Here is a 23,226-nt window from a genome sequence, read left to right as displayed (position 1 = left end):
TGCCACGTCCCGGGAAGGGATCCCTCCCAGGTGCTTCATTCTAGGCAGGGCCACCGACACCGCTGCCGGAGGCGGCGCCCGCCCCGGCCGGGGCCGCTCCCGGCGGGGCTACCGCTCGCCGGGCTCCGCCGGGGGCAGCGCCGCGCGCATCACCTCGGCGAGGTGGACGCCGTCCGCGCCCGTGCCCTGGGCGATCTGGGTGCGGCACGAGAAGCCGTCGGCGAGCACGATCGTCCCGTCCGCCGCACTGCGGATCGCGGGGAACAGCTCCCGCTCGCCGAGGGTCTGCGAGACCTCGTAGTGGCCGGGCTCGAAGCCCCAGTTGCCCGCGAGCCCGCAGCACCCGCCGCCGACCACGGCGGTGTCCACGCCCAGCTTCGCGAGGACCTCCAGCTCCGGGCCGTAGCCGCTCATGGACTGCTGGTGGCAGTGGACCTGGCACACGGCGCCGGCGGGGCCCGCCTCGGTGGCCAGCTCCCGGAACGGCCACGCGCCGCCCTCGGCCAGGTGGCGGGCCGCGAACGCGCCGATCGTCGTCGTCAGCTCGGTGACCCGCCGGGCCCGGGGGTCGCCGGGGAGCAGCTCGGTGATCTCCTCCTGGAGCATGACCGTGCACGAGGGCTCGAGCCCGATGATCGGGTACCCGGCCTCGATCAGCGGCTCCATCACGTCCAGGGTCTGGCGGAGCACCTTCTGCGTCATCTCCAGCTGCCCGGTGGAGTGCCAGGTCAGCCCGCAGCAGACGTTGCCCATGGGCATCAGCACCCGGTAGCCCATGGCCTCGAGCACCTCCACGGCGGCCCTGCCGGGGGCGTCGGCGGAGAAGTTCGTGAACGTGTCCGGCCACAGCACCACGGACGGTCGGGCCTCGGCGGACCCGCCCCCGGACCGCGCGGCGGGACGGCCGCGGAACCACCGGGTGAGCGGCTGCTCGGCGAAGGTGATCATCCGCCGCCTCGGCTCGATCCCGCCGAGCCGCTTGGTCAGCTCCTCGACGCCGCGGTGGGACTCGAGGAGGTTGATCAGCCGGAAGGAGAGGGGCACCTTCTCCACGATCCGCATCAGCAGCGGCATCCAGCCCATCGTGAAGTGGGCCATCGGCCGCCGGTTCCGGCCCAGGAAGGAGCTCAGGCCGTGCCGGTAGTGGTGGTGCAGGAACTCGGCCTTGTACGTCGCCATGTCCACGTTGACCGGGCACTCGGACGCGCAGGCCTTGCAGGACAGGCACAGGTCGAGGGCCTCGAGGGTCTCCTTCGACTTCCAGCCGTCCGTGATGGACTCCCCGCGCAGCATCTCGGCGAGGGACCGGGCGCGGCCGCGGGTCGAGTGCACCTCGTCGTGGGTCGCCTGGAAGGACGGGCACATGGCGCCGACGTCGGAGCGGCAGGAGCCCACGCCCACGCACCGGTTGACCGCGCTGGAGAACGAGCCGCCGTCGCGGGAGAACGCATGCACGGGCGTCAGCTCGAACGTGCGGGCGCCGGGCCCGGGGCGCACGCCCTGGTCGATGGGCTCCGGGTCCACGAGCACGCCGGGGTTGAAGACGCCGTCCGGGTCGAAGACGGCCTTGAACGCCGCGAAGGCGGCCAGGGCCTCGGGGGAGTAGATCGTGGCCAGCAGCTCGGACCGGGCGCGGCCGTCGCCGTGCTCGCCGGAGACCGAGCCGCCGTAGCGGTGCACGAGCCGCGCGGCGCGCTCGATGAACGTGCGGTAGGTCGCCATCCCCTCCTCGGTGCCGAGGTCGAAGGAGATGCGGATGTGCACGCAGCCCTCTCCGAAGTGCCCGAAGGGGATGCCGGTGAGGCCCAGCTCGTGCAGCAGGTCGTAGAGGTCGCGCAGGTACTCGCCCAGGCGCGCCGGGGGCACCGCGGAGTCCTCCCACCCCGGCCAGGCCTCCCCGCCGTCGGGCAAGCGGGTGACGATCCCGGCGCCGGCCTCGCGGATCCGCCACAGGGCGCGGGCCTGCCCCGCGTCGGAGACGATCACGGAGTCCACGACGTTCTCCGGGACGAGCCCCGGCAGGGTGCGGGCGGCCGCCTCGGCCTCCTCGAGGGTGTCCGCGCCGACCTCGCAGTAGAGCCAGCCGCCGCCGCGGGGCAGCTCGCCGCCGGCGTGCTCCTGGCCCTGCCGGGTGCGCAGGGCGTCGAGCAGGTCCGCGCCCATGCCCTCGATGGTGTACACCCCGGGCACGCGCAGCTTCGGCGCCGCCGTGGCGGCCTCGAATGCGTCCTCGAAGCCCAGCACGGCCAGGGCCGTGTGGGCGGGCCTGCGGACCAGACGGACCGTGAGCTCGGTGATGACCCCACAGGTGCCCTCCGTGCCGGCGAAGGCCTTGGCGGCGTCGAAGCCCTTCTCGCCGAGCAGGTAGTGCAGCCCGTACCCGGAGACCTGGCGCGGGAACTGGCCGAGCTCGGTGCGCAGCATGGCCAGGTGCCGGTCCCGGATCCCGGTCAGCGCCCGGTCGATCCCCGGTTCGGAGGTGCCGCCCTCGTGCAGCTCCACCACCCGGCCGTCGGCGAGCATGACCTTCAGCGAGACCAGGTTGTCCGCGGACGTGCCCCACGCCACGGAGTGGGAGCCGCAGGCGTTGTTGGCGACCATCCCGCCGATCGTGCACCGTGAGTGCGTCGAGGGGTCGGGTCCGTAGGTGAGGCCGAACTCGGACGCCGCGGAGCGCAGCTGGTCGCAGATCACCCCGGGCTCGATCGTGGCGGTCATCGCCTCGGGGTCGATCGACAGGATCCTGTTGAAGTGCCGGGAGGTGTCGATGACCAGCCCGTCGCCGATCGCGTTGCCCGCCACGGAGGTGCCGCCGCCGCGGGAGACCACCGACCAGCCCCGCTCCTTCGCCAGCGCCAGCAGCTCGCGGACCTCCTCGACGCTGCGCGGCTCGGCCACCGCCTCGGGCAGCCGCCGGTAGATCGACGCGTCCGAGACGTAGGCGGCGCGGGTGGTGAGGTCCTCGCGGATGTCGGTCATGGTCCACTTTCCTGCGCGCCGGCGAGGCCGGTCCGTCCGGGGTCTGGTCAGGGCTGGCGGGGGCGTCCCCGCGGGGACGGGGGGCTCACCACTCGGGGGCGATGGTGACCTCGGCGCCGTCGAGCTCCTCCGCCCACTCGACCTGGCAGCTGAGCCGGGAGGTGTCGTGGCGGGTGTCGTCGAGCATGTCGAGGAGGTCCTCCTCCTCGTCGTTGATCTCGTTGGCCTTCGAGAAGGCGGCCTGGTCGAGGTAGGAGTGGCAGGTGGAGCAGGACGCGTTGCCGCCGCAGGTCGCGAGGATCGGGTACTTGTGGCGGGTGAGGGCCTCCATGAGGCTCTCGTAGTCCTTCCACTCGACGCCCTCGGTGCGGTTGCCCTCGCGGTCGATCACGGTGATGTTGATGCTGCTCACTGGGTGGCCTCCTCGGGGCACGGTCGCCCCTGGTCTCGACGTCGGAAATCCCGCCCCATTGTACGGTCGCGCGGCGGCGCCCACCGACGGGCCGGGGCCCGCGCCGGCCCGTCGGTGCGGCTCAGCCGGAGACCGGGAGCGGGCGGATCGTCAGGGACTGGGCGACCTGGCCCAGGTAGCCGGCCTCGTCGTGCAGCGCGGACTCGGTGAGGCCCACGCCGGTGTCGCCGAAGGTGACGTGCGTGTCGAGGCCCACCCACGGGGAGACCGGCTCCCGGACCAGGTGCACGCTCAGGTCCACGTTGGGGAAGACCATCTCGTCGGGGCCCACCCGCACGGCGATGCCGTTGGCGGCGTCCACGGCCGCCAGGAACCGCGCCGTGGTGGAGGACTCCTCCCCGGCGACGACGGCGTGCGGCGCCCGCAGCCACATGGCCGCCCGGCCGGGCCGGTGCTCGCGCACGGTGCGGCCCTCGAGGGAGGCGATGTAGCCGCCCGGCCACCGCCCGGTCATCGTGGCGGGCAGGGCGTCGCCCACCGGCGGCAGGGCCTCCCGGTGCGTGCCGGCGGTGTCGGCGGTCTCGCCCCGGAGCAGCCGCCACACGCTCAGCCGGATGCAGGAGCGCCCGGCGTGGCTCATGGTGGCCTCGACCAGCTCGATGGTGCGGCCCGGGCGGACCACGCGCGTGGTCACCTCGACCTCGCCGCCGGGGATGAAGCCGAGGATGTCGTAGGAGAAGCGCACGGGCAGGAGGTCCGCGCGGGGGTGGTCGGCCTCCACGGCGTGGGCGAGCAGCCCGGAGGCGGCGCCCATGTGCTGCTCGGCCTCGCTCCAGGCGCCCTGCGAGTGCAGCGTCGAGCGGAACCGGGTGCGGTCCAGCCGCACGAAGTACGCGTCCGGGTACTCCTCCCCGTCCGCTCCCAGGTGTCCGACTGCCTGCGCCGACGTCGTCATGCTGCCCCTCTTCCGTTTCCGTCCGGGCCCGCCGCACGGCGGGCGTGGTGATCGCCACCACGGTATCCAACGGCGGCCCGCGCTCCCCGCCGCCGGCCGCCCCGGGCCGGGGCCGTCCACGTCCTCCGGGGGCGCCGGACGGGGCGGGACCGGCGGGCGGGCATGCGGAAGGCCCCGGATCCCTCAGGACCCGGGGCCTTCCCGACTGGCGGTGACGGAGGGATTTGAACCCTCGTCGGTGACCTTGCTATTCGGGGAAAGTAGCCAGAATCCCTGTTATAACAAGGATTTTTGGCCACCATGAGTCATCACGAATGAGCGCCAATCCGCGTCGGGTGTGGTCAAAATGTGGCCACGAATCAGGGGTATTAGCTCAGGGAGAGAGCTGCCTTGAGGCCCTCTGCGACCTCCGCCATAGTTTGGCGTCCCAGTCCACCGAGGTGCCGGTCGAACTCGTCCTTGTAGATCATCGTGAGTGAGTCACAACGGACGTATCCACTGATGCACTCTCCCTCGGGAAGGGTGACCACGGTAGCCAGGCTCGTGTACTTTGCCGTCGTTGTGACCTTGACTGCGGCTACGTTGTCCAGGGATCGATTTCTGTGATTATTCGACACTACGATCCATGGCCGCTTGCCACCTCCGAGGTCAGCCAGGAAAACGGCTCCGCGCACGAATTCGGCTGGCAATCTCAGTCCTCCCAGGGGTCAAGGTTGCGTCGAGCGCGGCGTGCCTTGTGGGCACTCCGCTCAGCTTGGCCTTCATCGGTGAACTGCTCTTCCGCCATTTCGGCGTATGCGTCTGCCATGTTCCTGTCCTTGATCGCGCGCATGCCCTCTTCGAAAACTGCATGGACGAGGATCTTGTCGCTGGCGGACCCCTCTTCAGTGCCGAGTTCGCGCAGTCGTTCGGGTGACCGGCGGATGAGGTCAAGGTCGGCTAAGTCTTTTCGCGTGAGCCCCACCTCAGGGGTTCGTACCACTTCGGCGGAACCGTTCTTCTCTATGGTGTTCACGGTGGTTCCTTCATCTGCGGGGGTGTTCCCCGTCACAGTGCGCTCGGGTGCGTGTCCCGTCAAGCTAGTTGCTTGATGACAGCTTATCAAGCTGGCGACCTTGCGAGTGCATGTGGGGGTGCGGGCGTTTGTGCAAGTCAGAATCATGAATTTGCACTTGTAACGAAACGTCATGTGGCTTGGTGTGGACACCTCACAGGCGCGCGTGCTCCTCATTTGGCCCGTCGGCAAGCCATGCTTGCTTCTCCTCCTCGTCGAGTTGCCGTCGTGCCGCACGGTCGGCGCGGTGCCACTCGAGTCGCTCGGCCAGGACTTTCTCGGCGTCGGTGCTGCGAAGGTTCTCCATTAGGCCATCAAGACCCTCGCTGACGATGGCTTCCGACAGGGCGGCGTCCTCAGGGGCCCGCCGGATCGTGTAGTAAGTGCGCTCCGGGCCGCGGACGGTGAGGAACTTGCTGACGTGCCCAGCCTCCTTGTGCTCGGCCTGGTCGGCGGGGACGAGCTTGCCGGCCTCGGGATCGTAGACGAGGGGCTCGCCAGTCTCAGACCACGCGAGGACCGGCTCGGCGGTGAATGCGTGAGCGACGTCGCCGTCCAGGTCGTCGCCGGTGTAGGTGTCCAGATAGAGCGCGCGGAAACGGGGGTCGGGATTGGGGATCACGACTGTCCTTTCGGGAGGGTGGCCTCGGGGGTGGGCCTGGCGTTCACGGTAGCGACCAGGGTGGGCGACGAGGCGCAGCCTGGCCGCACACGTGCTGCTTGCGTTCACAGACACGCTCGAGGCGGTCAGACAAGGGGAACGGGGCGACTCTCGCGTAATACCGGGAGGGGTATCCCGGTCAGACGGGGGGGACCTACCGGAGAGAGATGTTGCTATGCCGAAGGGGGCTCCCGCGGGGCAGGGGGGAGGGGCTCCTCCCCCCATATCTCGAGGTCGTTGAGCTCGGCGAGGGGGCGAAGGGGTCGTCGTGCTCATGCTCGTCGTTGGCGTCGTGGTGCTCAGCGGCCGCGTGTGCTTGCGTGATGGCCTGGCGCGGCCGTGGTGGTCCTGGAGGACGTCGTCGAGCTCCTGGGGCGTCCTGGGCCGTGCTGGCCGGCCTCGCGTGTGCTCGTCGTGCTCGTGCCTTGCCTTGCCTCGAGGTGCTCGTCGAGGTCGTGCTCATGCCTTGAGGTCGTCGTGGTCGTGCTCGTGCTCGGCGTTGCGCTCGTCCTCGTCGTCGTGGCCGCGTGTCTCTCGTCGCTGTTGGTCGTCGTGCTCGTCGAGGTCGAGCTCGTCGTCGTGGTCGTGCTGTCGTCCTGCTCGTGGTGCTCCTCGTGCTGGTGCCTGGTGCTCGGCCGTGGTGCCGGCTGTGCGTGGTGCTCGAGTGCCTGGCCGTGGTGCTGGTGCTGTCGTGCTCGAGGGCGTCCTCGTGCTGCTGCGTGGGTATGACGATGGCCCCTTCGCTGTCCGCTGGTGAGTGCGGGGCGAGGGGGCCGTGGGGGTGTGCCGGGGGGTGTCTGCTCGAGTGGTGGGGGCCTTGCTCGAGGGGGCCGGGGGTCTCGTCTGTGCGAGGGGAGGGGGTGCTGTTCCGTGGCCAGGGGGAGGGGCCTCGAGGGCCAGGGGCGGGGGGTGTCCTGGCCCTCGAGGGGTGGGGGTGCTAGCCGGCGCGGAGGGCGCGGGCGCGGGCGGCGCGGCCCTCGGCCTTGAGCTTCTGGCCGCGGGTGGTCAGGCTCTCGCGGTGCTGTCCGGCCTCGTCGCCGCTGACCCACTTGGGCTGAATGGCCTGGCCGACGGCGGTGCGGACCTCGGCGGCCTCCTGGTCGGTGCTCAGGTGGAGCGTGATGCCGGCGTAGCGGCCGGCGGCGATGTTCGCCACGGCGTTGTCACGGTCGGCGCGGTAGTCCTCGGCGAGCTGGCGGACGGCGCGGGTCACGGTCAGCTCCTCCTCATTCACGGTGCGGTCGGCCTCGGGTGCGCCGTTGCGGGCGAGCTCCTGGACGACGCCGTCGATGGCGATGACGCGGAGGAGGGTAGCGAGGCCGGCGGGCCGGTCGTCATTGGGGTCGACGTGGGACAGGTTGGCGAAGCGGGACAGGGTGGCGAGGGCGGCGCGGGCGGTGCGGAGGGCCGGGGCGGCCTCGTCGTCGCGGAGCGGGTCGGTGTTCATCGGGGCCCGCTGGTCGAGCTTCTCGACGGCGCTGGTGAGGTCCTCGGCGGCCTTGTCGAACCTGTGCCGCGTGTCCTCGATGGTGTCGGCGAGGCGGGCGGGGCGGGCGTCGCGGTGAGCCATGCGCGTCGCGTCGTGCCAGCTCTCGCGGATGGCGTCGACGGCCGCGGCCTCGGCCAGGCGGGCGGCCGCGGAGCGGGCGAACTCCTCGTGGTCCTCGGCATGGATGGCCTCGTCGGCGAGCTGGTAGGACAGGGCGGTCGCCGTGGGCCAGCCGAGGAGGGCCCTGCTGTTCTCCTTGGTGTTGTCGACGAGCTGGAGGCCGTCGAGCTCGTAGACGGCGCTGAGGGCCCGGTCGAGGTTGGCCTCGGTGCGCGTGGTGTGGGTGAAGTAGGTCATGGGGTGTCTCCTGGTGCTGGTGGGGGTGTCAAAGGGGCCGGCGGCCGGCCGTGGTGGTCGGCCGCCGGCGGGGGTGGTGCTCGGGGTGCTACTGCTTGCCGAGCTCGTCGTGGGCGGCCTTGGCGGCCTGGGCGTAGGCGGCCTGGAGGCGGAGGGTGCCGCGGCCGGGGAAGCGGTCGGCGGCGGCGGTGAGCTCCTCGGCCTGGCCGGGGCGGTAGTTGGCGGCGGCGTCGGCGCGGCGGCGCTCGTCCTGGGGGGTCTCGGTGCGGCCGTAGGCGGCGGCGAGGCGCTGGGCCGGGGTGGGGGTGCTGTTCATGGTGGGGGCCTCCTGGTGGGGGTGGTGGTGGCCGCCGGCGGGGGCCGGCTGGCCGTAGCGGTTCGGGCGGGCGGTGCTGGTCACTGGCCGGCGACGGGGACGACGTCGGTGACGGGCACGAGGCGGCCGTCGAGCGTGCGCACGGTCGGGGTGACGTCGATGAGGACGCGCCGGCCGTCGGGGGTGAGCTGGTGGCGGGGGCCGACGGGCATGCGGGTCGTGTCGAGGTAGCCGTCGGGGGTGCGGGGCAGGTGGGGGAAGTCGCCGGCGGGGCCGGGGTCGAGGGCGTCGATCATGGGTTCTCCTGTGTGGTGGGGGTGGGCTGGTCAGGCGGTGGCCGCGGCGGCCTTGCGGGCCTTGGCGGCCTCCTGCTCGCGGCGGAGGTTGCACGGCCGGCATGACGGCCTCACGCCGCTCAAGACGTGCGCGCCGCCGTCGCGGACGGCGACGAGGTGATCCAGCTCCTCGAACGGGCCGTTGATGCAGTGAGCGCAGCGGTCGCCGTACTCGCTGACGACGTCCTCGCGAGTGAAGTCCTCCTGGACTATGGGGAAGCCAAACGCGCGGGCCCGCCGGCGGTAGGCGCGTGCCCATCCGATGTGCGGATTGGCGGCGAAATAGGCGGCGTTGCGCACGCGGAGCGTCTCGCGGTTTGCGTCGCGGTACGAGGCCCGCCAGCGGGCTACCTTCTCGCGGTTCGCGTCGCGGTAGGCGGCGTTGCGGGTCGCGACACATGCCTTGCACTCGGACCGGCGGCCGTCGCTGGCTCGCTTGTCGCGGGTGTACTCGTCGAGCTGCTTGTCGACGCCGCACTTAGTGCACGTCTTGGTGGTCATGTTGTCTCCGGGGTCAGTGGGTGGCGCGGTCGGACGGCTTGAGGCCGCCATATACGCCGGCGGGCTCGGGGAAGGCCAGCGCGTAGGCCGCGCAGAGTCGCCGGGCGGGGCAGGTGGCGCAGCCGGCGACGGCGCGATCCTGGTCCTCGTTGCGGTCGCTGATCCACAGCGGGGCGTCGGGGCCGATGCAGGGCAGCTCGACGCCGGCGTCCACGTGCTCGGCGAGGGCCGCGGTGAGCCTGTTGAGCGCGGCGGCCTGGTCGGCGTCGAGAACGGCCGGCGCATGTGCCGTGGGTCGGCGGTGGACGGTGGCCGTCACTGTGCGGCCCTCTCGGCGTGGCGCTGTTCCATGGCCTCGGCGACGTCGACGAGCTCGTCGGCCAGCGCGTAGGCATCCTCGAGCGGCAGCCACATCGGGCGACCGGCGGCCGGGGCGATGAGCACACCGGGCCGCTTGGTCGTCAGGCCGTCCCCACGGCGCGGGATCACGCGAGGGACCGTCACGGCGCGACCTCGGCGTCCTCATGGGCGGCCTCGGCGAGCTGGGCGAACGCGGCGGCGACGGGGCCGTCGGGGGCCGGCGTGGTCAGCGCGCCGGCCTCGAGCTCCTCGACGGTGTCGACGATCTTCCGCATGGCGCAACGCCTCAGCGACGTCGACGTCGACGTACACGTTGCCGAGGGACAAGCGGACGCGGCCGTCGTAGGCCGGCCTCGCATTAGGCCGGTTCCGCTTGGGGCCGAGCTGGCCGAGGGCGGCGCGGTGGGCCTGGGCAGCCTCGGCGGCCTCGAGGAGGATGCCGGCGAGGTCGCGGGCGTGCTCCGGGGCGAGGGTGCGGGCGCGGTTGCCCTGGGGGATGGAGAGGACGACGCGGGCCTCCTCGGTGGCCTCGACGTCGATGCGGGGCTCGCTCCTGTTCATGCGGTGTGGACCTCCTGTGCGGTGTGCTGGGCGTAGGTGCGGGCGGCGCGGGCGTGCTCGAGGGCGTCGGTGGCGACGCGGACGGCCTTGCGCTCGGCGCGGGCCTGTCGGGCGGCGCGGAGGCGTGCGTTGAGTGCGGACATGGTCAGCGGCCCCCGGCGCGGCTCTGGCGGGCGAGGACGGCGGCGAGCTGGGCCTCGGCCTGGGCGGCGGCCTGGCGGGCCCTCACGGCGGCGAGGACGGCCTCGCGGCGGCGCTTCTGGACCTTGGCCGGCTGGCTGTCCTTGCGGCCGCACGAGGAGCACGAGGGGCGGCAGTTCTCGAGCGAGTGCGGGCCGTTGGCGGCGATGGGGATGTTGTGGTCGAGCTCCTCGAAAGGCCCCCCGCAGTACCAACAGTCGGGGCCGTAGCGGGCGACGATGTCCTCGCGGGTGAAGGGGTCCACGATGGCGGCGTTGCCGTAGGCGTGGGCGCGCTGGCGGTAGTTGGCCTCCCACGAGAGGTGCGGGGACGCGGCGCGGTCGGCGCGGCGGCGGACGCGGTCACAGTCGCGGCAGTAGGGGTGCCGGCCGTCGGGGGCCTTGGCCTGGCGGGCGAAGTCCTCGAGGGCCTTCTCGGTGGAGCACTTGAGGCAGCGCTTGAGGGCCGTGGTGGTGGACATGGTTTCTCCTGTGTGGGTGTGGCGGGCCTTGGTTGGCGGTTGTGGCCCGGTGGTGGGTCTGTGCGTCGCTGTGCGCGTCGCTGGCGGCCGTTCCTGGTGTCACCGTCCGCGGGGGCGGGCGTGGCGTTCTAGGGGCTCTCGGGGGCTGTGAGCACGCGGTCAGCGGGGACGAGCTCGTCGCGGCCGGCGACGTAGAGGGGCCGCTCGGGGTACGGGTCGACGACGTCGGGGTGATTGTCGACCTCGAGGCCGTCGAGGAGGCAGGTGTTCAGGAACGTGCGGAGCTTGGCACCGGCGCGAGTGCGGGCCTTGCGGTCGCGGAGGTTCCTCTCGGCGTCCTCGTGCGGGGCGAGGTCCTGGGGCATCGTCCATTGGTACTCGTCGAGGCGGTCGGCGGCGTCGTCGCCGTGTCGGGCTCGGACTCTGGCGATGAGTGCCTCGGTGGGGAGGCCGCCGTTGGTCCTTGCGGCGTCCTGCATGGCGTCGAGGATGAGTTGATGAGGAGTGCGGCCCGGGCGGGGGCGCACGGTGCTCCTCGGCTTGTTCTGGGCAGCTCGAGAGGCTGGCGGCGAAGCCGTCGGCGTGGAACATGCCAGCGGCGTATCACGTGGGTTTAGTCCAGGGTCTTGTACAGGGTCTATTGGGGGGGGGCGTGTTGCCCCCCGGACCGGGGGGCGTGTTGCCCCCGGGACCGGGGGGCGTGTTGCCCCCCGGGTGCTCGACGACGTCAGGTTCCTCGCTCGTGGTGCTCGTCGAGACGATGGGTAGTGCCAGCTCGTAGGCGTTGGCGAGTCGTGGGCCCTGGTTCACGGTGCCGCCCTGCCTGATGAGGACGAGGTAGCCCTTGTCCTGGAGCGAGGTGAGGAGGCGCTTGGCCGTCTTGTGGTCCTTGTCCTTGTAGCCCATGTCGGCGGACAGCGTCGCCGCGCCGAGGAAGAACGTGCCGTCGGTGGCGTCGGCGTAGTCCCATGCGGCGTACAGGGCGCACTTCTGCGCGGGGGTGAGGTCGCGGGCCCGCTTGATGGCGCGGTGATAGGCGAACTTGTCGAGCCTCGCCTCGGTGTAGGTGCGGACCGCGGGTGCGTCGCGGGCCCTGGGCGCGGGCGGGGCCGCAGTGGAGTCGGTGTGCATGGTCGGTGGTGTCCTGCCTGTGCTTGAACGTGTGGGGCCGTGGTCGGCGGGCCCGGCTGTGCGGCCGGGGCCCGCCGTCATGCGGCCGGGCGCTCTACGGCATGGCCAGCGCGAGCTCGGGGCCGGTGAGTGCGCCGGCGACGAGCAGGGCGGCGATGGCAGCGGCGAGGATGAGCGGGACGGCGAGGGCCTCGACGAGTGCGCGGTGGGTCATCGGGCGAGCTCCTCGAGGAACACGCTGAGCGCGGCGTGGACGCTCTTGAGCTCGGCGAGTCCGAGGGGTGCCTCGTTGCCGGTGCGGTGGAGGTCGAAGTAGAGGCCGGTGTCGGGCTCCCAATAGGTAGCGACGGCGACGGTGTTGACGCGGAGCGTGGGGCCGTTCCAGTGGTCGGGGGCGTCGCCGAGGTAGTCGGTGGGCTCGGGGGTGAAGCCGGCGGGGGCGGTGGCGCGGGTGGTAATCTGGAGGGACATGGTTTGCCTTCTCTCTGTGGAGTGTTGGTGGACGGCCCTGGTGTCGCTTGGCGGCTGAGCACCAGGGCCTTTTTCTTTGGTCTGTGGTCGAGCATGGGCCCGGTGCCGGCCTCGTCGGGGCCGGCGGTGGTGCGGTGTCTCTATTCGGTTTTCAAGGCAGCGGGCCGGCCCCGTAAGCGGAGGCCGTAGGTGGTGCGGGGGTGTGCGGGGTGGGGGCTGTCTAGCCCTCGGTGATGGTCCGGGTGCTCTCGTCGAGCCACTCGCGGACGTCCTTGACGCGGTATCGCACGGTGCGGGTGCCGAGCTTGAGGAACTTGGGGCCGCGGCCCATGTAGCGTTCCTGGGCGAGCGAGCGGATGGTTGTGCCGCGCCACTCGGCCAGCTCGGCCGGCGTCAGGAGCTTGTCATCAGGTCCCATGACGTTCTCCTATCTTCTGATTGTGATTACTGAGGATCATTTTGATCGTCGGTAGGTCAGGTCAGAACACTATGACCACTCCTGGAACCTGTCAATATGATCGCTGAGCGTCACGTTTTGATCCACGATGTACCTAGATGACAATGGGCGCATGAAGGAACTGGAACTAGGCGGCACAGGTCAGACGGTCAGGGAGAATGTGAAGCGGCTCCGGGGAGGGATGCAGTACAAGGCGCTCTCTGAGAAGCTCGCCGAGCTCGGCCATGCCATTCCGCCGCTCGGCCTACGGCGGATCGAGACGGGGGCCCGGCGGGTCACTGTCGATGACCTCGTCGCCCTCGCCGTCGCCCTCGACGTGTCCCCCCTCACACTCCTCCTGCCGGCGGACGGGTCGAGGTTCGCGGCCTCGCCACTGACGGGCGTTCCTGACCGGCCCGTTGCACACAACGTGCAGTGGCTATGGGCGCTCGGTCAGGAGCCGTTAGAACTGGCCAGTGAGTGGGATGACGACCACATGCGGGAGCGTGCTCTCTACAGCGCGCGAGTCGTGCCGGCCGTCGACGAGCGCACAACGGAGGGCATGGCCTTCATCCAGCAACCGGACGGCACTCACAAGCTGGACATGAGTGACGCCCAAGCGAAGGCGGCGATGCAGCGCTTGTTCGCAGAAGGGAAGGCTCTCACGCTGCTGCGCGGCATGTCGCATGAGGATCGGGAGAAGTGGGGCCTCACAGGCGGGGCGTGGGGGGACGCTCCCGATGGCGACGATTGAGCCCTACGACACCAAGGGCGGCCGGCGCTACCGGGTGCGCTACAGGACGCCGGACAGGCGGCAGACGACCAAGCGCGGTTTCAGGACCAAGCGCGACGCCGAGAGGTTCGCTAGGACCGTCGAGGTGTCCAAGGATCGGGGTGAGTACATCAACCCTGCGGACGCGCGTGCGACGGTCGGCGGCCTGGCCCCGGCATGGCTCGAGGGGAAGCGCGGCCTCAAGCCCTCCAGCTTCCAGCCGCTCGAGGCAGCGTGGCGCAACTACGTCGAGCCGCGGTGGGCCGGCGTCACGGTCAGCGATATCCGGCCGACAGAGGTTCAACTGTGGGTGAGCGAGCTGTCGGCGGAGAAGTCGGCGACGACGGTGCTGAGGGTCTACGGCGTCCTCGCCGGCATCCTCGACGGCGCTGTCCGGGACCGGCGACTCGTGAGCAACCCGGCGCGAGCTATCGACACGCTCCCGCGCAAGACGCGCAAGGCGCACGTCTACCTGTCTCACGAGCAAGTGCACGCCGTCGCGGACGCCTCGAAGTATCCGGCGCTCGTACTCGTCCTGGCCTACTGCGGCCTCCGGTGGGGCGAGGCCGTCGCGCTGCGGGTGCGGGATGTGGACATCGACAAGAGACGCCTCATGGTGCACGAAAACGCCGTCGAGGTCGCCGGCAAGGTGCACGTCGGCACGACCAAAGGGCATAAGGCGCGGGCGGTGCCCTTCCCGCGGTTCCTCGGCGAGGAGCTAGCCGGGCAGCTCGAGGGGAAGGGGCCGGGCGACCTCGTGTTCCCTGGCCCCGATGGCCGGCACCTGCGGACGGCGCGCGTGCACGCGGACAACTACTCATGGTTCGCCTCGGCGCTGGACGCGGCCGGGGTGCCGAGGGTGACGCCGCACGATCTGCGGCACACTGCGGCGTCGTTCGCCGTGTCGGCCGGCGCGAACGTCAAGGCCGTCCAGAGGATGCTCGGCCACGCCTCCGCGGCCATGACGCTCGACGTCTACGCGGACCTGTTCGATAAGGACCTCGACGCCGTCGCGGACGCGCTCGACGGGGCGGCCGTGCGCGCGGGTGTGGTCAAAATGTGGTCAGACGACGACGGCCGGGCATGAAAAAGGGCCCTACTTCCGCGGTAATCCGGGGAAGTAGGGCCCTTTTGCACTGGCGGTGACGGAGGGATTTGAACCCTCGTTGGCTCTTACACCAAACATCATTTCGAGTGATGCACCTTCGGCCGCTCGGACACGTCACCAGCTCGCAGTACTGTACCGGCTGGCGAGCTCAACCGCCAAAACCCGCGGGGCCGGCGGGACCGGGAGCGGCGGGCCCGGCGCTGTCGTCCCCGCCGCGCCGGTGCTCCGCGAAGAAGTCGAGGAGCAGCCGGGAGCACTCCTCGGCCAGCACGCCGCCGGTCACCTCCACCCAGTGGTTGAGCCGCCGCTCCCGGAGCACGTCGAGGACGGAGCCGGCCGCCCCGGCCTTGTCGTCCCACGCGCCCAGGACCACGCGGGGCACGCGGGCCAGGACGATCCCGCCCGCGCACATCGCGCAGGGCTCGAGGGTCACCACCAGCGTGCAGCCGTCCAGCCGCCACGAGCCCAGGGCGCGGGCGGCGTCGCGCAGCGCCAGGATCTCGGCGTGGGCGGTGGGGTCGCCGTCGGCCTCCCGGCGGTTGCGGCCCCGGCCGACCACCGTCCCGTCCGGACCGACCACGACGGCGCCGATCGGCACGTCCTGCGTCCCGAGCGCCGCCCGGGCCTCGGCGAGGGCCAGCCGCATCCACTCCTCCGCCCGGGCCTCGGAGCGGGTGCGCGGGGGCAGTGCCATGCGGTTCTCCTCCTGGGCGGGTCGCCGGGCCGGGCGGGGTCCGGCGAGGGGGCGGGGCGCCCCCGTGGCCCGATGGTAATTTTGGTCCATGCGAGTGACCGTTCTCGACCACCCATTGGTGGCACACAAACTGACCGTGCTCCGGGACAAGAACACCACGTCCCCGGTGTTCCGCCTGCTCGTCGAGGAGCTCGTGACGCTGCTCGCGTACGAGGCCACCCGGGGCGTCCGCGTGGAACCGGTGGAGATCGACACGCCGGTCACGCGCACCACGGGCGTGGGGCTGTCGAAGCCCCGGCCGCTGGTCGTGCCGATCCTCCGTGCGGGCCTGGGCATGCTCGAGGGCATGACCCGGTTGATCCCCACGGCCGAGGTGGGCTTCCTCGGCATGGCCCGCAACGAGGACACCCTCGACATCATCACCTACGCCGAGCGGCTGCCCGACGACCTCACCGGCCGCCAGGTCTTCGTCCTCGACCCGATGCTGGCCACGGGCGGGACGCTGCGGGAGGCGATCAAGTTCCTCTACCGCCGCGGGGCCGAGCAGATCACGTGCGTCTGCCTCCTGGCCGCCCCCGAGGGCCTGGCCGCCCTCGAGGAGGAGCTGGGGGACTCCGAGGTCAACATCGTCCTGGCTGCGAGGGACGAACGGCTCGACGAGAACGCCTACATCGTCCCGGGCCTCGGGGACGCCGGGGACCGGCTCTACGGCGTGGTCGACTGACCGCCGTCCCGTGACACCGCAGACCACGCGCTGAAAAGGCCCGCCGACGTCCTCGGCGGGCCTTTTTTCGACCTCCGGCCACGTGTTCACATCGTGAGACGAAGAGTTCACCGACGAAGCCGTCTTGACAACAGGATCGGGACCTGCTTGAGGGGCGGAAAAGCCCCTGCATCGTCCCAGAGGTCTGATATCCCGGGGGTCGGACGGAAAGCGGCATCACAGCCGCAAGGTGAAGGAGGTTCATTTTGGCGGAGCACTTGGACAGCCGTCGTTCCAATCTCGCATCGTGAGATAACGCCTCGAATATTACTTGCGGGATCCAGGGGGCTGGTGGACCATGAGAGCAACGCCACTGTCAGGAATTTGCCAGCTTCGCGGGGACCCTCCCCGACCACCACGGAGCGGGCCGGTTCGGGAGCTGGGAGCGGCGGGGCCGTTCCGAGGGGCGGATCGACTCAGGCGGACGGAACCTCGTCCGCCGCACGACGGAAAGACGAGGGGCACCAGATGCCAGGCACACCGGGATACGTGCACATTTCCCAGCGCAACCGCACGAGCGAGGCCCGTGCTGTCCGCGGTCCGGCCGCGGCCCCCGAGCGGGGGCAGACCGCCCCCGCCGACTACCGCAGCCTCCGGAGCACGATCGGCCCCATGCCGGCCGCGCCGGGCGAGACCCCGCTCCCCACCCGCCTGCAGCGGGACACGGCGCCGCGTCCGCAGGTGCAGGAGAACGAGGCGCGCGGGTTCGTGATCTACGTGGGCCTCGACGAGGAGACCGCGGCGGCCAGCGGCACCTCGCTGGTCAAGATGGTCCAGAGCATCCGGGCTTACGCCCAGCAGCTGGTCCCGCAGGCCGATTCCTACGCCGCCGTGGCGCTGGCTCCCGCCAACACCGCCGGCACCGACCTCGAGGTCGTGCGCAACGCCCTGGGCGACCCCACCTCGGGGGCTGTGCGGCCCACGGCGCCCGCCGCGCCCGCGCCGGCGCCCGAGACGAAGACCAGCCAGTCCACCGGGGTGCTCATCGACCTCTCCCGCCGGGAGGTCTTCCTCGACGGCGGCCTCCTGAACCTCACGTTCAAGGAGTTCGAGCTGCTGAACTACCTCGTGGAGAACGGCAGCCGGACCGTGGGCCGCCACGAGCTGCTGCACAGCCTGTGGCGCGACTCCGAGGAGGTGCCCAACGAGCGGACCATCGACGTGCACATCCGGCGCCTGCGCTCCAAGCTCGGCCGGCTCGCGAACACCGTGCGCACCGTCCGCGGCCAGGGCTACCGCTTCTACGAGCACCCCGAGGTCGTCGTGTGGGCGGCCCCCGAGTACTCCATCTGATCCGCGTCCCCGATCCGTGCAGGCCCCGGTTCCGTCCCGCGACGCGGAGGAGCCGGGGTCGCTCCGTGCCCGGCGGACGCGTGGCATCATGAACCGATGACCCGCCACGACCGGAAGAAGCTCGTCCTCATGCGCCACGCGGAGGCCGAGCACCCGTGGGGCGTGGCCGACCACGACCGCCCCCTGGACCGCGGCGGGGCCGCGGACGCCGCCGCCGCGGGGCGCTGGCTGCTGGCGAACGGGCACGTGCCGGACATGATCCTGTGCTCGAGCGCCCTGCGCGCGCGCCAGACCTGCACGTGGGTGTGCAGCGAGCTCGGCGACCTCGCCCCGACCGCCCGGCTCGACGAGTCCCTATACGCGGCCCAGGACAGCCGGATCATCGCGGTACTCAACCACGTGCCGGACACCGTGGAGTCCCTGCTGCTCATCGGCCACCTGCCCGGTCTGCGCGACGCCGCCCTCCGCCTGGCCACACCGGACTCCGACTACGACGCCGTCATGGCCCTCGCCGACGGCTGCCCCACCTCCGGGCTGGCGGTCCTGGAGGTTCCCGGCACCTGGGCCGGACTGGACGGCGCCGACGCCCGCCTGGTGGACTTCACGGTGCCGCGACCGTCCGCGGGAGACCGCTGACCGGCGGTCCTCCGGGCGCCGGCGCGGCGGCCGGACCGACGAAGGAGCACTGGATGCGACAGATCGAATTCACCCCGTCCGGGGACCGCGTGGGCGCGATCGGGTTCGGGGCCATGGGCCTGAGCTGGGTCTACGACCGGCACGGGCTGACCGAGCGGCGCAAGCACGAGGTGCTCGGGCTCGCGGTGGACCTCGGCATGAACGTGGTGGACACGGCGGTGCTCTACGGCGGGGGAGCCAACGAGGAGCTCGTCGGCGCCGCCCTCGCCCCGCGCCGGGACGAGGTGTTCCTCTGCTCCAAGACCGGGCTGCGCGCGGCCTCCCTGGAGCCGCCCCGGACGGAGCGCTGCGGGCACCCGGACGAGGTGCGCCGCTCGATCGAGGACAGCCTGCGCCGGCTGCGCACCGACGCGGTGGACCTCTACTACCTGCACCGCGTGGACCCCGACGTGCCCCTCGAGGACACCTGGGGCGCGATGGGCGAGCTCGTGACCGCGGGCAAGGTGCGCCACCTGGGGCTCTCCGAGGTCAGCACGGAGCAGGCCGAGCGGGCGCACGCCATCCACCCGGTCGCGGCCGTCCAGTCGGAGTACTCCCTGTGGACCCGCAACCCCGAGGGGTCTGGCCCCACCGCCGACGGGGACCCCTCCGGGGACGTCATCGGGTGGTGCGCCGAGCACGGGGCGGTGTTCGTCCCCTTCTCCCCGCTGGGCCGCGGCTACCTCTCCGGCGCCCTCGCGGGCCGGGAGTTCTCCGGCTCCGACTTCCGCTCGCGCAACCCCCGGTTCACGCCGGAGGCCATGGCCGCCAACGAGGACGCCGTGCTGGCGCCCCTCCGCGAGGTCGCCGGCCGGCACGGGACCTCGCCCGCGGCGGTCGCGATCGCCTGGACCACGGTGCGCGGCGAGCACGTGCTGCCGATCCCCGGCACCACCGACCCCGGCCACCTGCGGGAGGACGCCGCGGCCGCGGACCTGCGCCTGACGGCCGAGGACCTGACCCTGCTGGACGGCGTGGCAGCCGTCGGCGACCGGTACTGAGCGGCGCCGGCCGTGCGCGCGGTCGTCTGCGGGGCGGGCATCGCGGGACTGGCCCTGGCCGGGTGCCTGGGCCGGCGGGGCTGGGAGGTGGTGGTCCTGGAACGGGCGCCGCGCCCGCGGGAGCAGGGCTACATGATGGACTTCTTCGGCCCCGGCTGGGACGCCGCCGAGGAGATGGGCGTGCTGCCGGCGGTCCTGGAGCTCGGCTACCGGGTCGAGCGGCTCAGCTACGTGGACGACCGCGGCCGCGACCGGGCCGGGCTGCCGTTCGCCCGGTTCGCCCACGCCCTCGACGGGCACCTGGTCAGCGTGATGCGCCCCGACCTCGAGCGGGTCCTGCGCGAGCACGCCCGGGGCGTCGCGGAGCTCCGCTACGGCCGGCGCGTCGTCGGGGTCCGGCAGCGGCCCGGCGGGGCGGGCGCGGTGCTCGACGACGGCACGGTGCTCGACGCCGACCTGGTGGTCGGCGCGGACGGGGTGCACTCGGCGGTGCGGCGCTCCGCGTTCGGGCCCGAGGAGCGCTTCCGCCGCTGGCTGGGCCTGCACACGGCGGCGTTCGTGGTCGACGACCCGGAGGCGTGCCGGCAGGTCGGCGACCGCTTCTGCCTCACGGACAGCGTCGACCGGGCGATGGGGTTCTACGGGCTGCGCGACGGGCGCCTGGCGGTGTTCGCCGTGCACCGGGCCGCCGCACCGTCCCTGCCGGCCGACCCCCGGGAGAGCCTGCGTGCCGTCCACGGCTCGCTGGGCTGGATCGTGCCCCGTGTCCTGGCGGCCTGTCCCGGCGGGGACCGGCTCTACTACGACCAGGTGGTGCAGATCGAGCTGCCGCGGTGGAGCAGCGGCCGGGTCGTGCTGCTCGGGGACTCGGGCCAGGCGGTGTCCCTGCTGGGCGGCCAGGGCGCCTCGCTGGGGATCGCCGGGGCGTGGCTGCTCGCCGAGCGGCTCGACCGCGCCGGATCGGTCGAGGAGGCGCTGACGGGCTGGGAGCGGGTCTGGCGGCCGGTCGTGGCGGAGAAGCAGCGCGTCGCCCGCGGCGGGGCGCAGTGGTTCCTGCCGTCCTCCCGCGCCCGCCGCCAGGCGCGGCGCCTGGCGCTGCGCCTGGCCGCCCTCCCGGGCCTCGACACCGTGGTGACCCGCGGCCTCGTGGGGCGCGCCGGGGGAGACGTCCGGGCGCTCGCCGCGGCCCCGGCCTGAGCCGTCCGCGGCCCGGGCCGCAGCGGCCGGGCACGAAAGAGCCCCTCACCGGCGTCTCCGCCGGTGAGGGGCTCTTTCGTGGATGGTGCGCCCGAAGGGATTCGAACCCCCAACCTTCTGATCCGTAGTCAGATGCTCTATCCGTTGAGCTACAGGCGCATCGGCGTCCCGGCGTCACCGCCGTTCAAACCGGACATCACTCTACATGCGGCCCCCGGCTGCGCAAAATCCGGGGGCGCCCCGCCCGGCACCCGGCGCGACGGGCCGCGGCGCGCGTAACCCTGCTGGGGCGGCCGGGGCCGGGGCGATACGATGGACCCACATCACAGTAGAGACCGGCCGCCCACCTCCACGCCGCTCACTGTGGGCCCGGTGACACCGGGTCGAGTGTTCGACGACGAGCACCACCACGAGAGCCCCGGGCGGTCGGCGGACGGCCTCAACGAGGAGACATGTCAATGGCTGACAACCCCACTGCAACGACGGAGACCACCGGGCTGAACGAGGCTGTGAAGGACGCGCTGGACAGCGCGCCCACCACCCATGCGCACCTCCTCTCGTGGGTGCGGGAGATGGCGGAGCTGACCCAGCCGGACCGCATCCACTGGGTCGACGGCTCGGAGGCCGAGTGGACGCAGCTCACCGACGAGCTCGTGGACGCCGGCACCTTCGTCCGCCTGGACGAGGAGAAGTTCCCCAACTCCTTCGCCGCGTTCTCGGACCCGGACGACGTCGCCCGGGTCGAGGAGCGCACCTTCATCTGCACCAAGACCGAGAAGGGGGCGGGCCCCACCAACAACTGGGAGGACCCGGAGGTGATGCGCAGCTCCCTGCGCAAGAAGTTCCGCGGCGCCATGCGCGGGCGCACGATGTACGTCATCCCCTTCGTCATGGGCCACCTGGAGGCCTCGCGGCCGAGCTACGGCGTGGAGATCACCGACTCCGCCTACGTGGTGTGCTCCATGCGCATCATGGCGACCATCGGCACCCCGGTGCTGGAGAAGATGACCGAGCAGAACGGCTTCTTCGTCGAGTGCCTGCACTCGCTGGGCGCCCCGCTGGCCCCGGGCGAGCAGGACGTGCCCTGGCCCTGCAACCCCGCCAAGTACATCGTGCACTTCCCCGAGGACCGGGCCGTCTGGTCCTTCGGCTCCGGGTACGGGGGCAACGCCCTGCTCGGCAAGAAGTGCTACGCCCTGCGCATCGCCTCCGCCATCGCCCACGACGAGGGCTGGCTGGCCGAGCACATGCTCATCCTCAAGGTCACGAACCCCGAGGGCAGGAGCCGGTTCATCTCCGCGGCCTTCCCCTCGGCCTGCGGCAAGACCAACTTCGCGATGCTCGAGCCCACGCTCGAGGGCTGGAAGGCCGAGATGGTCGGCGACGACATCTCCTGGATCCGCTTCGGCAAGGACGGCCAGGCCCGGGTGACCAATCCGGAGGCCGGTCTGTTCGGCGTGGCTCCGGGCACGGGGTGGCCCACCAACCCCAACGCCATGCGCGCCATCGCCCGGGGCAACACGATCTTCACCAACGTGGCGCTCACCGACGACGGCGGCGTCTGGTGGGAGGGCATGACGGACGAGACGCCCGAGCACCTGACCGACTGGAAGGGCCGCGACTGGACCCCGGAGAGCGGCCGTCCCGCCGCGCACCCGAACTCGCGCTTCTGCACCCCGATCAAGCAGGCCGACATCCTCGCCCCCGAGTACGACGACCCGGAGGGCGTGCCGCTGTCCGCGATCGTCTTCGGCGGCCGCCGCAAGACCACCATCCCGCTCGTGTCCCAGTCCTTCGGCTGGGAGCACGGGGTGTTCCAGGGCGCCACGCTGTCCTCGGAGACCACCGCCGCCGCGAAGGGCGCCGTGGGCGTCGTCCGGCGCGACCCCATGGCCATGCTCCCGTTCATCGGCTACAACGCCAACGACTACCTCGAGCACTGGGTCGAGGTCGGTGAGCGCATCGGCGAGGACGACATGCCGAAGGTCTTCTACGTCAACTGGTTCCGCCGCACCCCGAGCGGCGGCTTCGCCTGGCCGGGCTTCGGCGAGAACTCCCGCGTGGTCAAGTGGATCTTCGACCGCCTCGAGGGCACGGCCGGCGGCCGGGAGACCCCGATCGGCATCGTGCCCACCAAGGAGGACCTCGACCTCACCGGCCTGGACGTCTCGGACGAGGAGCTCGAGGCCGCCCTCAAGGTCGACGTCGAGGAGTGGCGGGCCGAGCTGCCCAGCATCGACGAGTGGTTCCACCGGCTCGGCCACGTGCCCGAGCCCATCCTCGAGCAGCGTGCCGGGCTGGAGGACCGCCTGAACCAGGCGTGATCCCCGTCCCGGGGTGCTGCGGCGCCCCGGGGCCGGCGGTCGGACGAGGGGTCTCCCGTGCCGGGAGGCCCCTCGTCCGTGTCCGCCGCCCGCGTGGGACAATGGGGGCGCTCCCGCGGCCGGCCGGGACGCGCGAGGTCTCGGAAGGAGCCGCCATGAGCGACCGGAGGACCCCGCCGTGCGGCTGACCGCGTTCTCGGACATCGCCCTGCGCGTCCTGCTGCTGACAGGAGCCGTCCCCGAGGGGGAGAAGCTCACCACGCGCGCCATCGCCGAGGGCGTGGGCGCCCCCTACCACCACGTGACCAAGACCGTGGGCCGCCTGAGCGGGCTCGGGCTGCTGGCCTCGAGCCGCGGCCGCACCGGCGGGGTGTCGATCACCCCCGCCGGCCTGGACGCCACCGTTGGCTCGCTCCTGCGCGAGCTGGAGGCGGGCTCCGCGATGGTCGAGTGCGAGTCGGCCGGCGGCGACTGCCCGCTGGACCGCGGGTGCCGGCTGCGCCGCGCCCTCGCGGACGCGCGGGAGGCCTTCTACGGCGCGCTCGACGACGTGCGGGTGCGGGACCTCGTGAGCGAGCGGCAGGTGGGCCCGGTGCTGGTGTCCATCGGGCTGCGCCCGCCCGAGCCGCCGGCGGCCACCGCGGGGGGCGCGCCGCCGCCGATGACGTAATCAAGCATTTGAGATGCTACTTTTGAGGAGTCATCCACCGGCTCCCCAGG

General features: G+C 72.0%; 30 protein-coding genes and 2 tRNA genes. 10 read left to right on the top strand and 22 right to left on the bottom strand.

The genetic code is table 11. From position 1 onward, the window contains the following. Positions 1-108 precede the first annotated feature (108 nt). The 13 genes from CK505_RS12565 to CK505_RS18900 all read right to left on the bottom strand — a co-directional run bounded on the left by CK505_RS12565 (position 109) and on the right by CK505_RS18900 (position 9,694). Complete coding sequence (locus tag CK505_RS12565; RefSeq protein WP_095651278.1) at positions 109-2,979, bottom strand: FAD-binding and (Fe-S)-binding domain-containing protein; 2,871 nt, start codon at positions 2,977-2,979, stop codon at positions 109-111. A gap of 85 nt (positions 2,980-3,064) precedes the next feature. Then, positions 3,065-3,391 (bottom strand): 2Fe-2S iron-sulfur cluster-binding protein, encoded by a 327-nt coding sequence (locus CK505_RS12560; RefSeq protein WP_095651277.1) that lies wholly within the window; start codon positions 3,389-3,391, stop codon positions 3,065-3,067. 121 nt (positions 3,392-3,512) lie between these two features. Next, on the bottom strand, positions 3,513-4,346 hold the full coding sequence (locus CK505_RS12555; RefSeq protein ID WP_035927749.1) for a thioesterase family protein: 834 nt from the start codon (positions 4,344-4,346) through the stop codon (positions 3,513-3,515). A gap of 368 nt (positions 4,347-4,714) precedes the next feature. Next, the gene (locus CK505_RS19075) at positions 4,715-5,020 is read right to left on the bottom strand and encodes a type II toxin-antitoxin system PemK/MazF family toxin (protein WP_369680089.1); all 306 of its coding nucleotides are present in this window, start codon (positions 5,018-5,020) and stop codon (positions 4,715-4,717) included. Between the two features lie 17 nt (positions 5,021-5,037). Further along, the gene (locus CK505_RS12545) at positions 5,038-5,361 is read right to left on the bottom strand and encodes a hypothetical protein (RefSeq protein ID WP_141246820.1); all 324 of its coding nucleotides are present in this window, start codon (positions 5,359-5,361) and stop codon (positions 5,038-5,040) included. A gap of 193 nt (positions 5,362-5,554) precedes the next feature. Continuing rightward, positions 5,555-6,022, bottom strand: coding sequence for a hypothetical protein (locus tag CK505_RS12540; RefSeq protein ID WP_095651274.1), 468 nt, complete (start codon positions 6,020-6,022; stop codon positions 5,555-5,557). 976 nt (positions 6,023-6,998) lie between these two features. Beyond that, positions 6,999-7,907: a hypothetical protein gene (locus CK505_RS12535; RefSeq protein WP_095651273.1), complete on the bottom strand. Its 909-nt coding sequence runs from the start codon at positions 7,905-7,907 to the stop codon at positions 6,999-7,001. A gap of 88 nt (positions 7,908-7,995) precedes the next feature. Continuing rightward, positions 7,996-8,223, bottom strand: a complete 228-nt coding sequence (locus CK505_RS12530; protein ID WP_141246819.1) for a hypothetical protein — start codon at positions 8,221-8,223, stop codon at positions 7,996-7,998. An 80-nt stretch (positions 8,224-8,303) separates the two neighbouring features. Then, a complete protein-coding gene (locus tag CK505_RS12525) occupies positions 8,304-8,519 on the bottom strand; it encodes a hypothetical protein (protein ID WP_095651271.1) in 216 nt (71 codons plus the stop codon). A gap of 30 nt (positions 8,520-8,549) precedes the next feature. Next, positions 8,550-9,059 carry an HNH endonuclease gene (locus CK505_RS12520; RefSeq protein WP_095651270.1) on the bottom strand — a complete coding sequence of 170 codons (510 nt, stop codon included), beginning with the start codon at positions 9,057-9,059 and terminating at the stop codon, positions 8,550-8,552. Positions 9,060-9,072: 13 nt separating this feature from the next. Next, positions 9,073-9,378, bottom strand: coding sequence for a WhiB family transcriptional regulator (locus tag CK505_RS18510; RefSeq protein ID WP_176475340.1), 306 nt, complete (start codon positions 9,376-9,378; stop codon positions 9,073-9,075). Further along, the gene (locus CK505_RS18505) at positions 9,375-9,563 is read right to left on the bottom strand and encodes a hypothetical protein (RefSeq protein ID WP_176475339.1); all 189 of its coding nucleotides are present in this window, start codon (positions 9,561-9,563) and stop codon (positions 9,375-9,377) included. The genes CK505_RS18510 and CK505_RS18505 overlap by 4 nt, the downstream gene beginning before the upstream one ends. Further along, a complete protein-coding gene (locus CK505_RS18900) occupies positions 9,560-9,694 on the bottom strand; it encodes a hypothetical protein (RefSeq protein ID WP_255250952.1) in 135 nt (44 codons plus the stop codon). The genes CK505_RS18505 and CK505_RS18900 overlap by 4 nt, the downstream gene beginning before the upstream one ends. Between CK505_RS18900 and CK505_RS12510 the strand changes: the two genes are divergently transcribed. Further along, positions 9,693-10,016 carry a hypothetical protein gene (locus CK505_RS12510; RefSeq protein ID WP_095651268.1) on the top strand — a complete coding sequence of 108 codons (324 nt, stop codon included), beginning with the start codon at positions 9,693-9,695 and terminating at the stop codon, positions 10,014-10,016. The genes CK505_RS18900 and CK505_RS12510 overlap by 2 nt on opposite strands. Here the strand turns inward: CK505_RS12510 and CK505_RS18500 are convergent. From CK505_RS18500 to CK505_RS12485, 6 genes are all read right to left on the bottom strand, one after another. After that, the gene (locus CK505_RS18500; protein WP_176475338.1) at positions 9,977-10,123 is read right to left on the bottom strand and encodes a hypothetical protein; all 147 of its coding nucleotides are present in this window, start codon (positions 10,121-10,123) and stop codon (positions 9,977-9,979) included. The two genes, CK505_RS12510 and CK505_RS18500, sit on opposite strands and share 40 nt — an antisense overlap. A 2-nt stretch (positions 10,124-10,125) precedes the next feature. Continuing rightward, positions 10,126-10,641 carry an HNH endonuclease gene (locus CK505_RS12505; protein ID WP_095651267.1) on the bottom strand — a complete coding sequence of 172 codons (516 nt, stop codon included), beginning with the start codon at positions 10,639-10,641 and terminating at the stop codon, positions 10,126-10,128. A 128-nt stretch (positions 10,642-10,769) separates the two neighbouring features. Beyond that, positions 10,770-11,120 carry a hypothetical protein gene (locus CK505_RS12500; protein ID WP_141246818.1) on the bottom strand — a complete coding sequence of 117 codons (351 nt, stop codon included), beginning with the start codon at positions 11,118-11,120 and terminating at the stop codon, positions 10,770-10,772. Positions 11,121-11,244: 124 nt separating this feature from the next. After that, complete coding sequence (locus CK505_RS12495) at positions 11,245-11,772, bottom strand: helix-turn-helix domain-containing protein (RefSeq protein WP_095651265.1); 528 nt, start codon at positions 11,770-11,772, stop codon at positions 11,245-11,247. A 210-nt stretch (positions 11,773-11,982) separates the two neighbouring features. Continuing rightward, on the bottom strand, positions 11,983-12,243 hold the full coding sequence (locus tag CK505_RS12490; protein ID WP_095651264.1) for a hypothetical protein: 261 nt from the start codon (positions 12,241-12,243) through the stop codon (positions 11,983-11,985). 220 nt (positions 12,244-12,463) lie between these two features. Then, complete coding sequence (locus CK505_RS12485; protein ID WP_095651263.1) at positions 12,464-12,661, bottom strand: AlpA family transcriptional regulator; 198 nt, start codon at positions 12,659-12,661, stop codon at positions 12,464-12,466. 151 nt (positions 12,662-12,812) lie between these two features. Here CK505_RS12485 and CK505_RS18495 point away from each other — a divergent pair, with 151 nt between their 5' ends. Next, positions 12,813-13,433, top strand: coding sequence for a helix-turn-helix domain-containing protein (locus tag CK505_RS18495; RefSeq protein ID WP_176475337.1), 621 nt, complete (start codon positions 12,813-12,815; stop codon positions 13,431-13,433). Continuing rightward, on the top strand, positions 13,420-14,538 hold the full coding sequence (locus CK505_RS12475) for a tyrosine-type recombinase/integrase (RefSeq protein WP_095651262.1): 1,119 nt from the start codon (positions 13,420-13,422) through the stop codon (positions 14,536-14,538). The genes CK505_RS18495 and CK505_RS12475 overlap by 14 nt, the downstream gene beginning before the upstream one ends. Positions 14,539-14,588: 50 nt before the next feature. Here the strand turns inward: CK505_RS12475 and CK505_RS12470 are convergent. Both CK505_RS12470 and tadA read right to left on the bottom strand, forming a co-directional pair. Then, a tRNA-Ser gene (locus tag CK505_RS12470) sits at positions 14,589-14,678 on the bottom strand. Positions 14,679-14,707: 29 nt separating this feature from the next. Next, the gene (tadA, locus tag CK505_RS12465; protein WP_052132975.1) at positions 14,708-15,253 is read right to left on the bottom strand and encodes a tRNA adenosine(34) deaminase TadA; all 546 of its coding nucleotides are present in this window, start codon (positions 15,251-15,253) and stop codon (positions 14,708-14,710) included. Positions 15,254-15,341: 88 nt separating this feature from the next. On the opposite strand from tadA, the gene upp reads away from it, so the two are divergent. From upp to CK505_RS12440, 5 genes are all read left to right on the top strand, one after another. Next, positions 15,342-15,977, top strand: coding sequence for a uracil phosphoribosyltransferase (gene upp / locus CK505_RS12460; RefSeq protein ID WP_031283230.1), 636 nt, complete (start codon positions 15,342-15,344; stop codon positions 15,975-15,977). A 507-nt stretch (positions 15,978-16,484) separates the two neighbouring features. Next, a complete protein-coding gene (locus CK505_RS12455; RefSeq protein ID WP_031283231.1) occupies positions 16,485-17,309 on the top strand; it encodes a winged helix-turn-helix domain-containing protein in 825 nt (274 codons plus the stop codon). A gap of 96 nt (positions 17,310-17,405) precedes the next feature. Further along, entirely contained in the window at positions 17,406-17,945 is a 540-nt protein-coding gene (locus CK505_RS12450; protein ID WP_017833923.1) for a histidine phosphatase family protein, read from the top strand. A 53-nt stretch (positions 17,946-17,998) separates the two neighbouring features. Beyond that, positions 17,999-18,985, top strand: a complete 987-nt coding sequence (locus tag CK505_RS12445; RefSeq protein ID WP_017833924.1) for an aldo/keto reductase — start codon at positions 17,999-18,001, stop codon at positions 18,983-18,985. Between the two features lie 12 nt (positions 18,986-18,997). Beyond that, the gene (locus CK505_RS12440) at positions 18,998-20,182 is read left to right on the top strand and encodes an FAD-dependent monooxygenase (protein ID WP_095651261.1); all 1,185 of its coding nucleotides are present in this window, start codon (positions 18,998-19,000) and stop codon (positions 20,180-20,182) included. An 83-nt stretch (positions 20,183-20,265) separates the two neighbouring features. Here the strand turns inward: CK505_RS12440 and CK505_RS12435 are convergent. Then, positions 20,266-20,341, bottom strand: a tRNA-Arg gene (locus CK505_RS12435). Positions 20,342-20,640: 299 nt separating this feature from the next. Between CK505_RS12435 and CK505_RS12430 the strand changes: the two genes are divergently transcribed. Together CK505_RS12430 and CK505_RS12425 are read left to right on the top strand one after the other, a co-directional pair. After that, complete coding sequence (locus CK505_RS12430) at positions 20,641-22,506, top strand: phosphoenolpyruvate carboxykinase (GTP) (RefSeq protein WP_017833926.1); 1,866 nt, start codon at positions 20,641-20,643, stop codon at positions 22,504-22,506. 178 nt (positions 22,507-22,684) lie between these two features. Then, on the top strand, positions 22,685-23,176 hold the full coding sequence (locus CK505_RS12425; protein ID WP_017833927.1) for an Rrf2 family transcriptional regulator: 492 nt from the start codon (positions 22,685-22,687) through the stop codon (positions 23,174-23,176). The last annotated feature ends 50 nt before the right edge of the window (positions 23,177-23,226 follow it).

It is taken from the genome of Kocuria sp. WN036 (assembly GCF_002287015.1).
GTDB lineage: Bacteria > Actinomycetota > Actinomycetes > Actinomycetales > Micrococcaceae > Kocuria > Kocuria rosea.
This window is presented reverse-complemented; position numbering and strand designations above follow the sequence as displayed.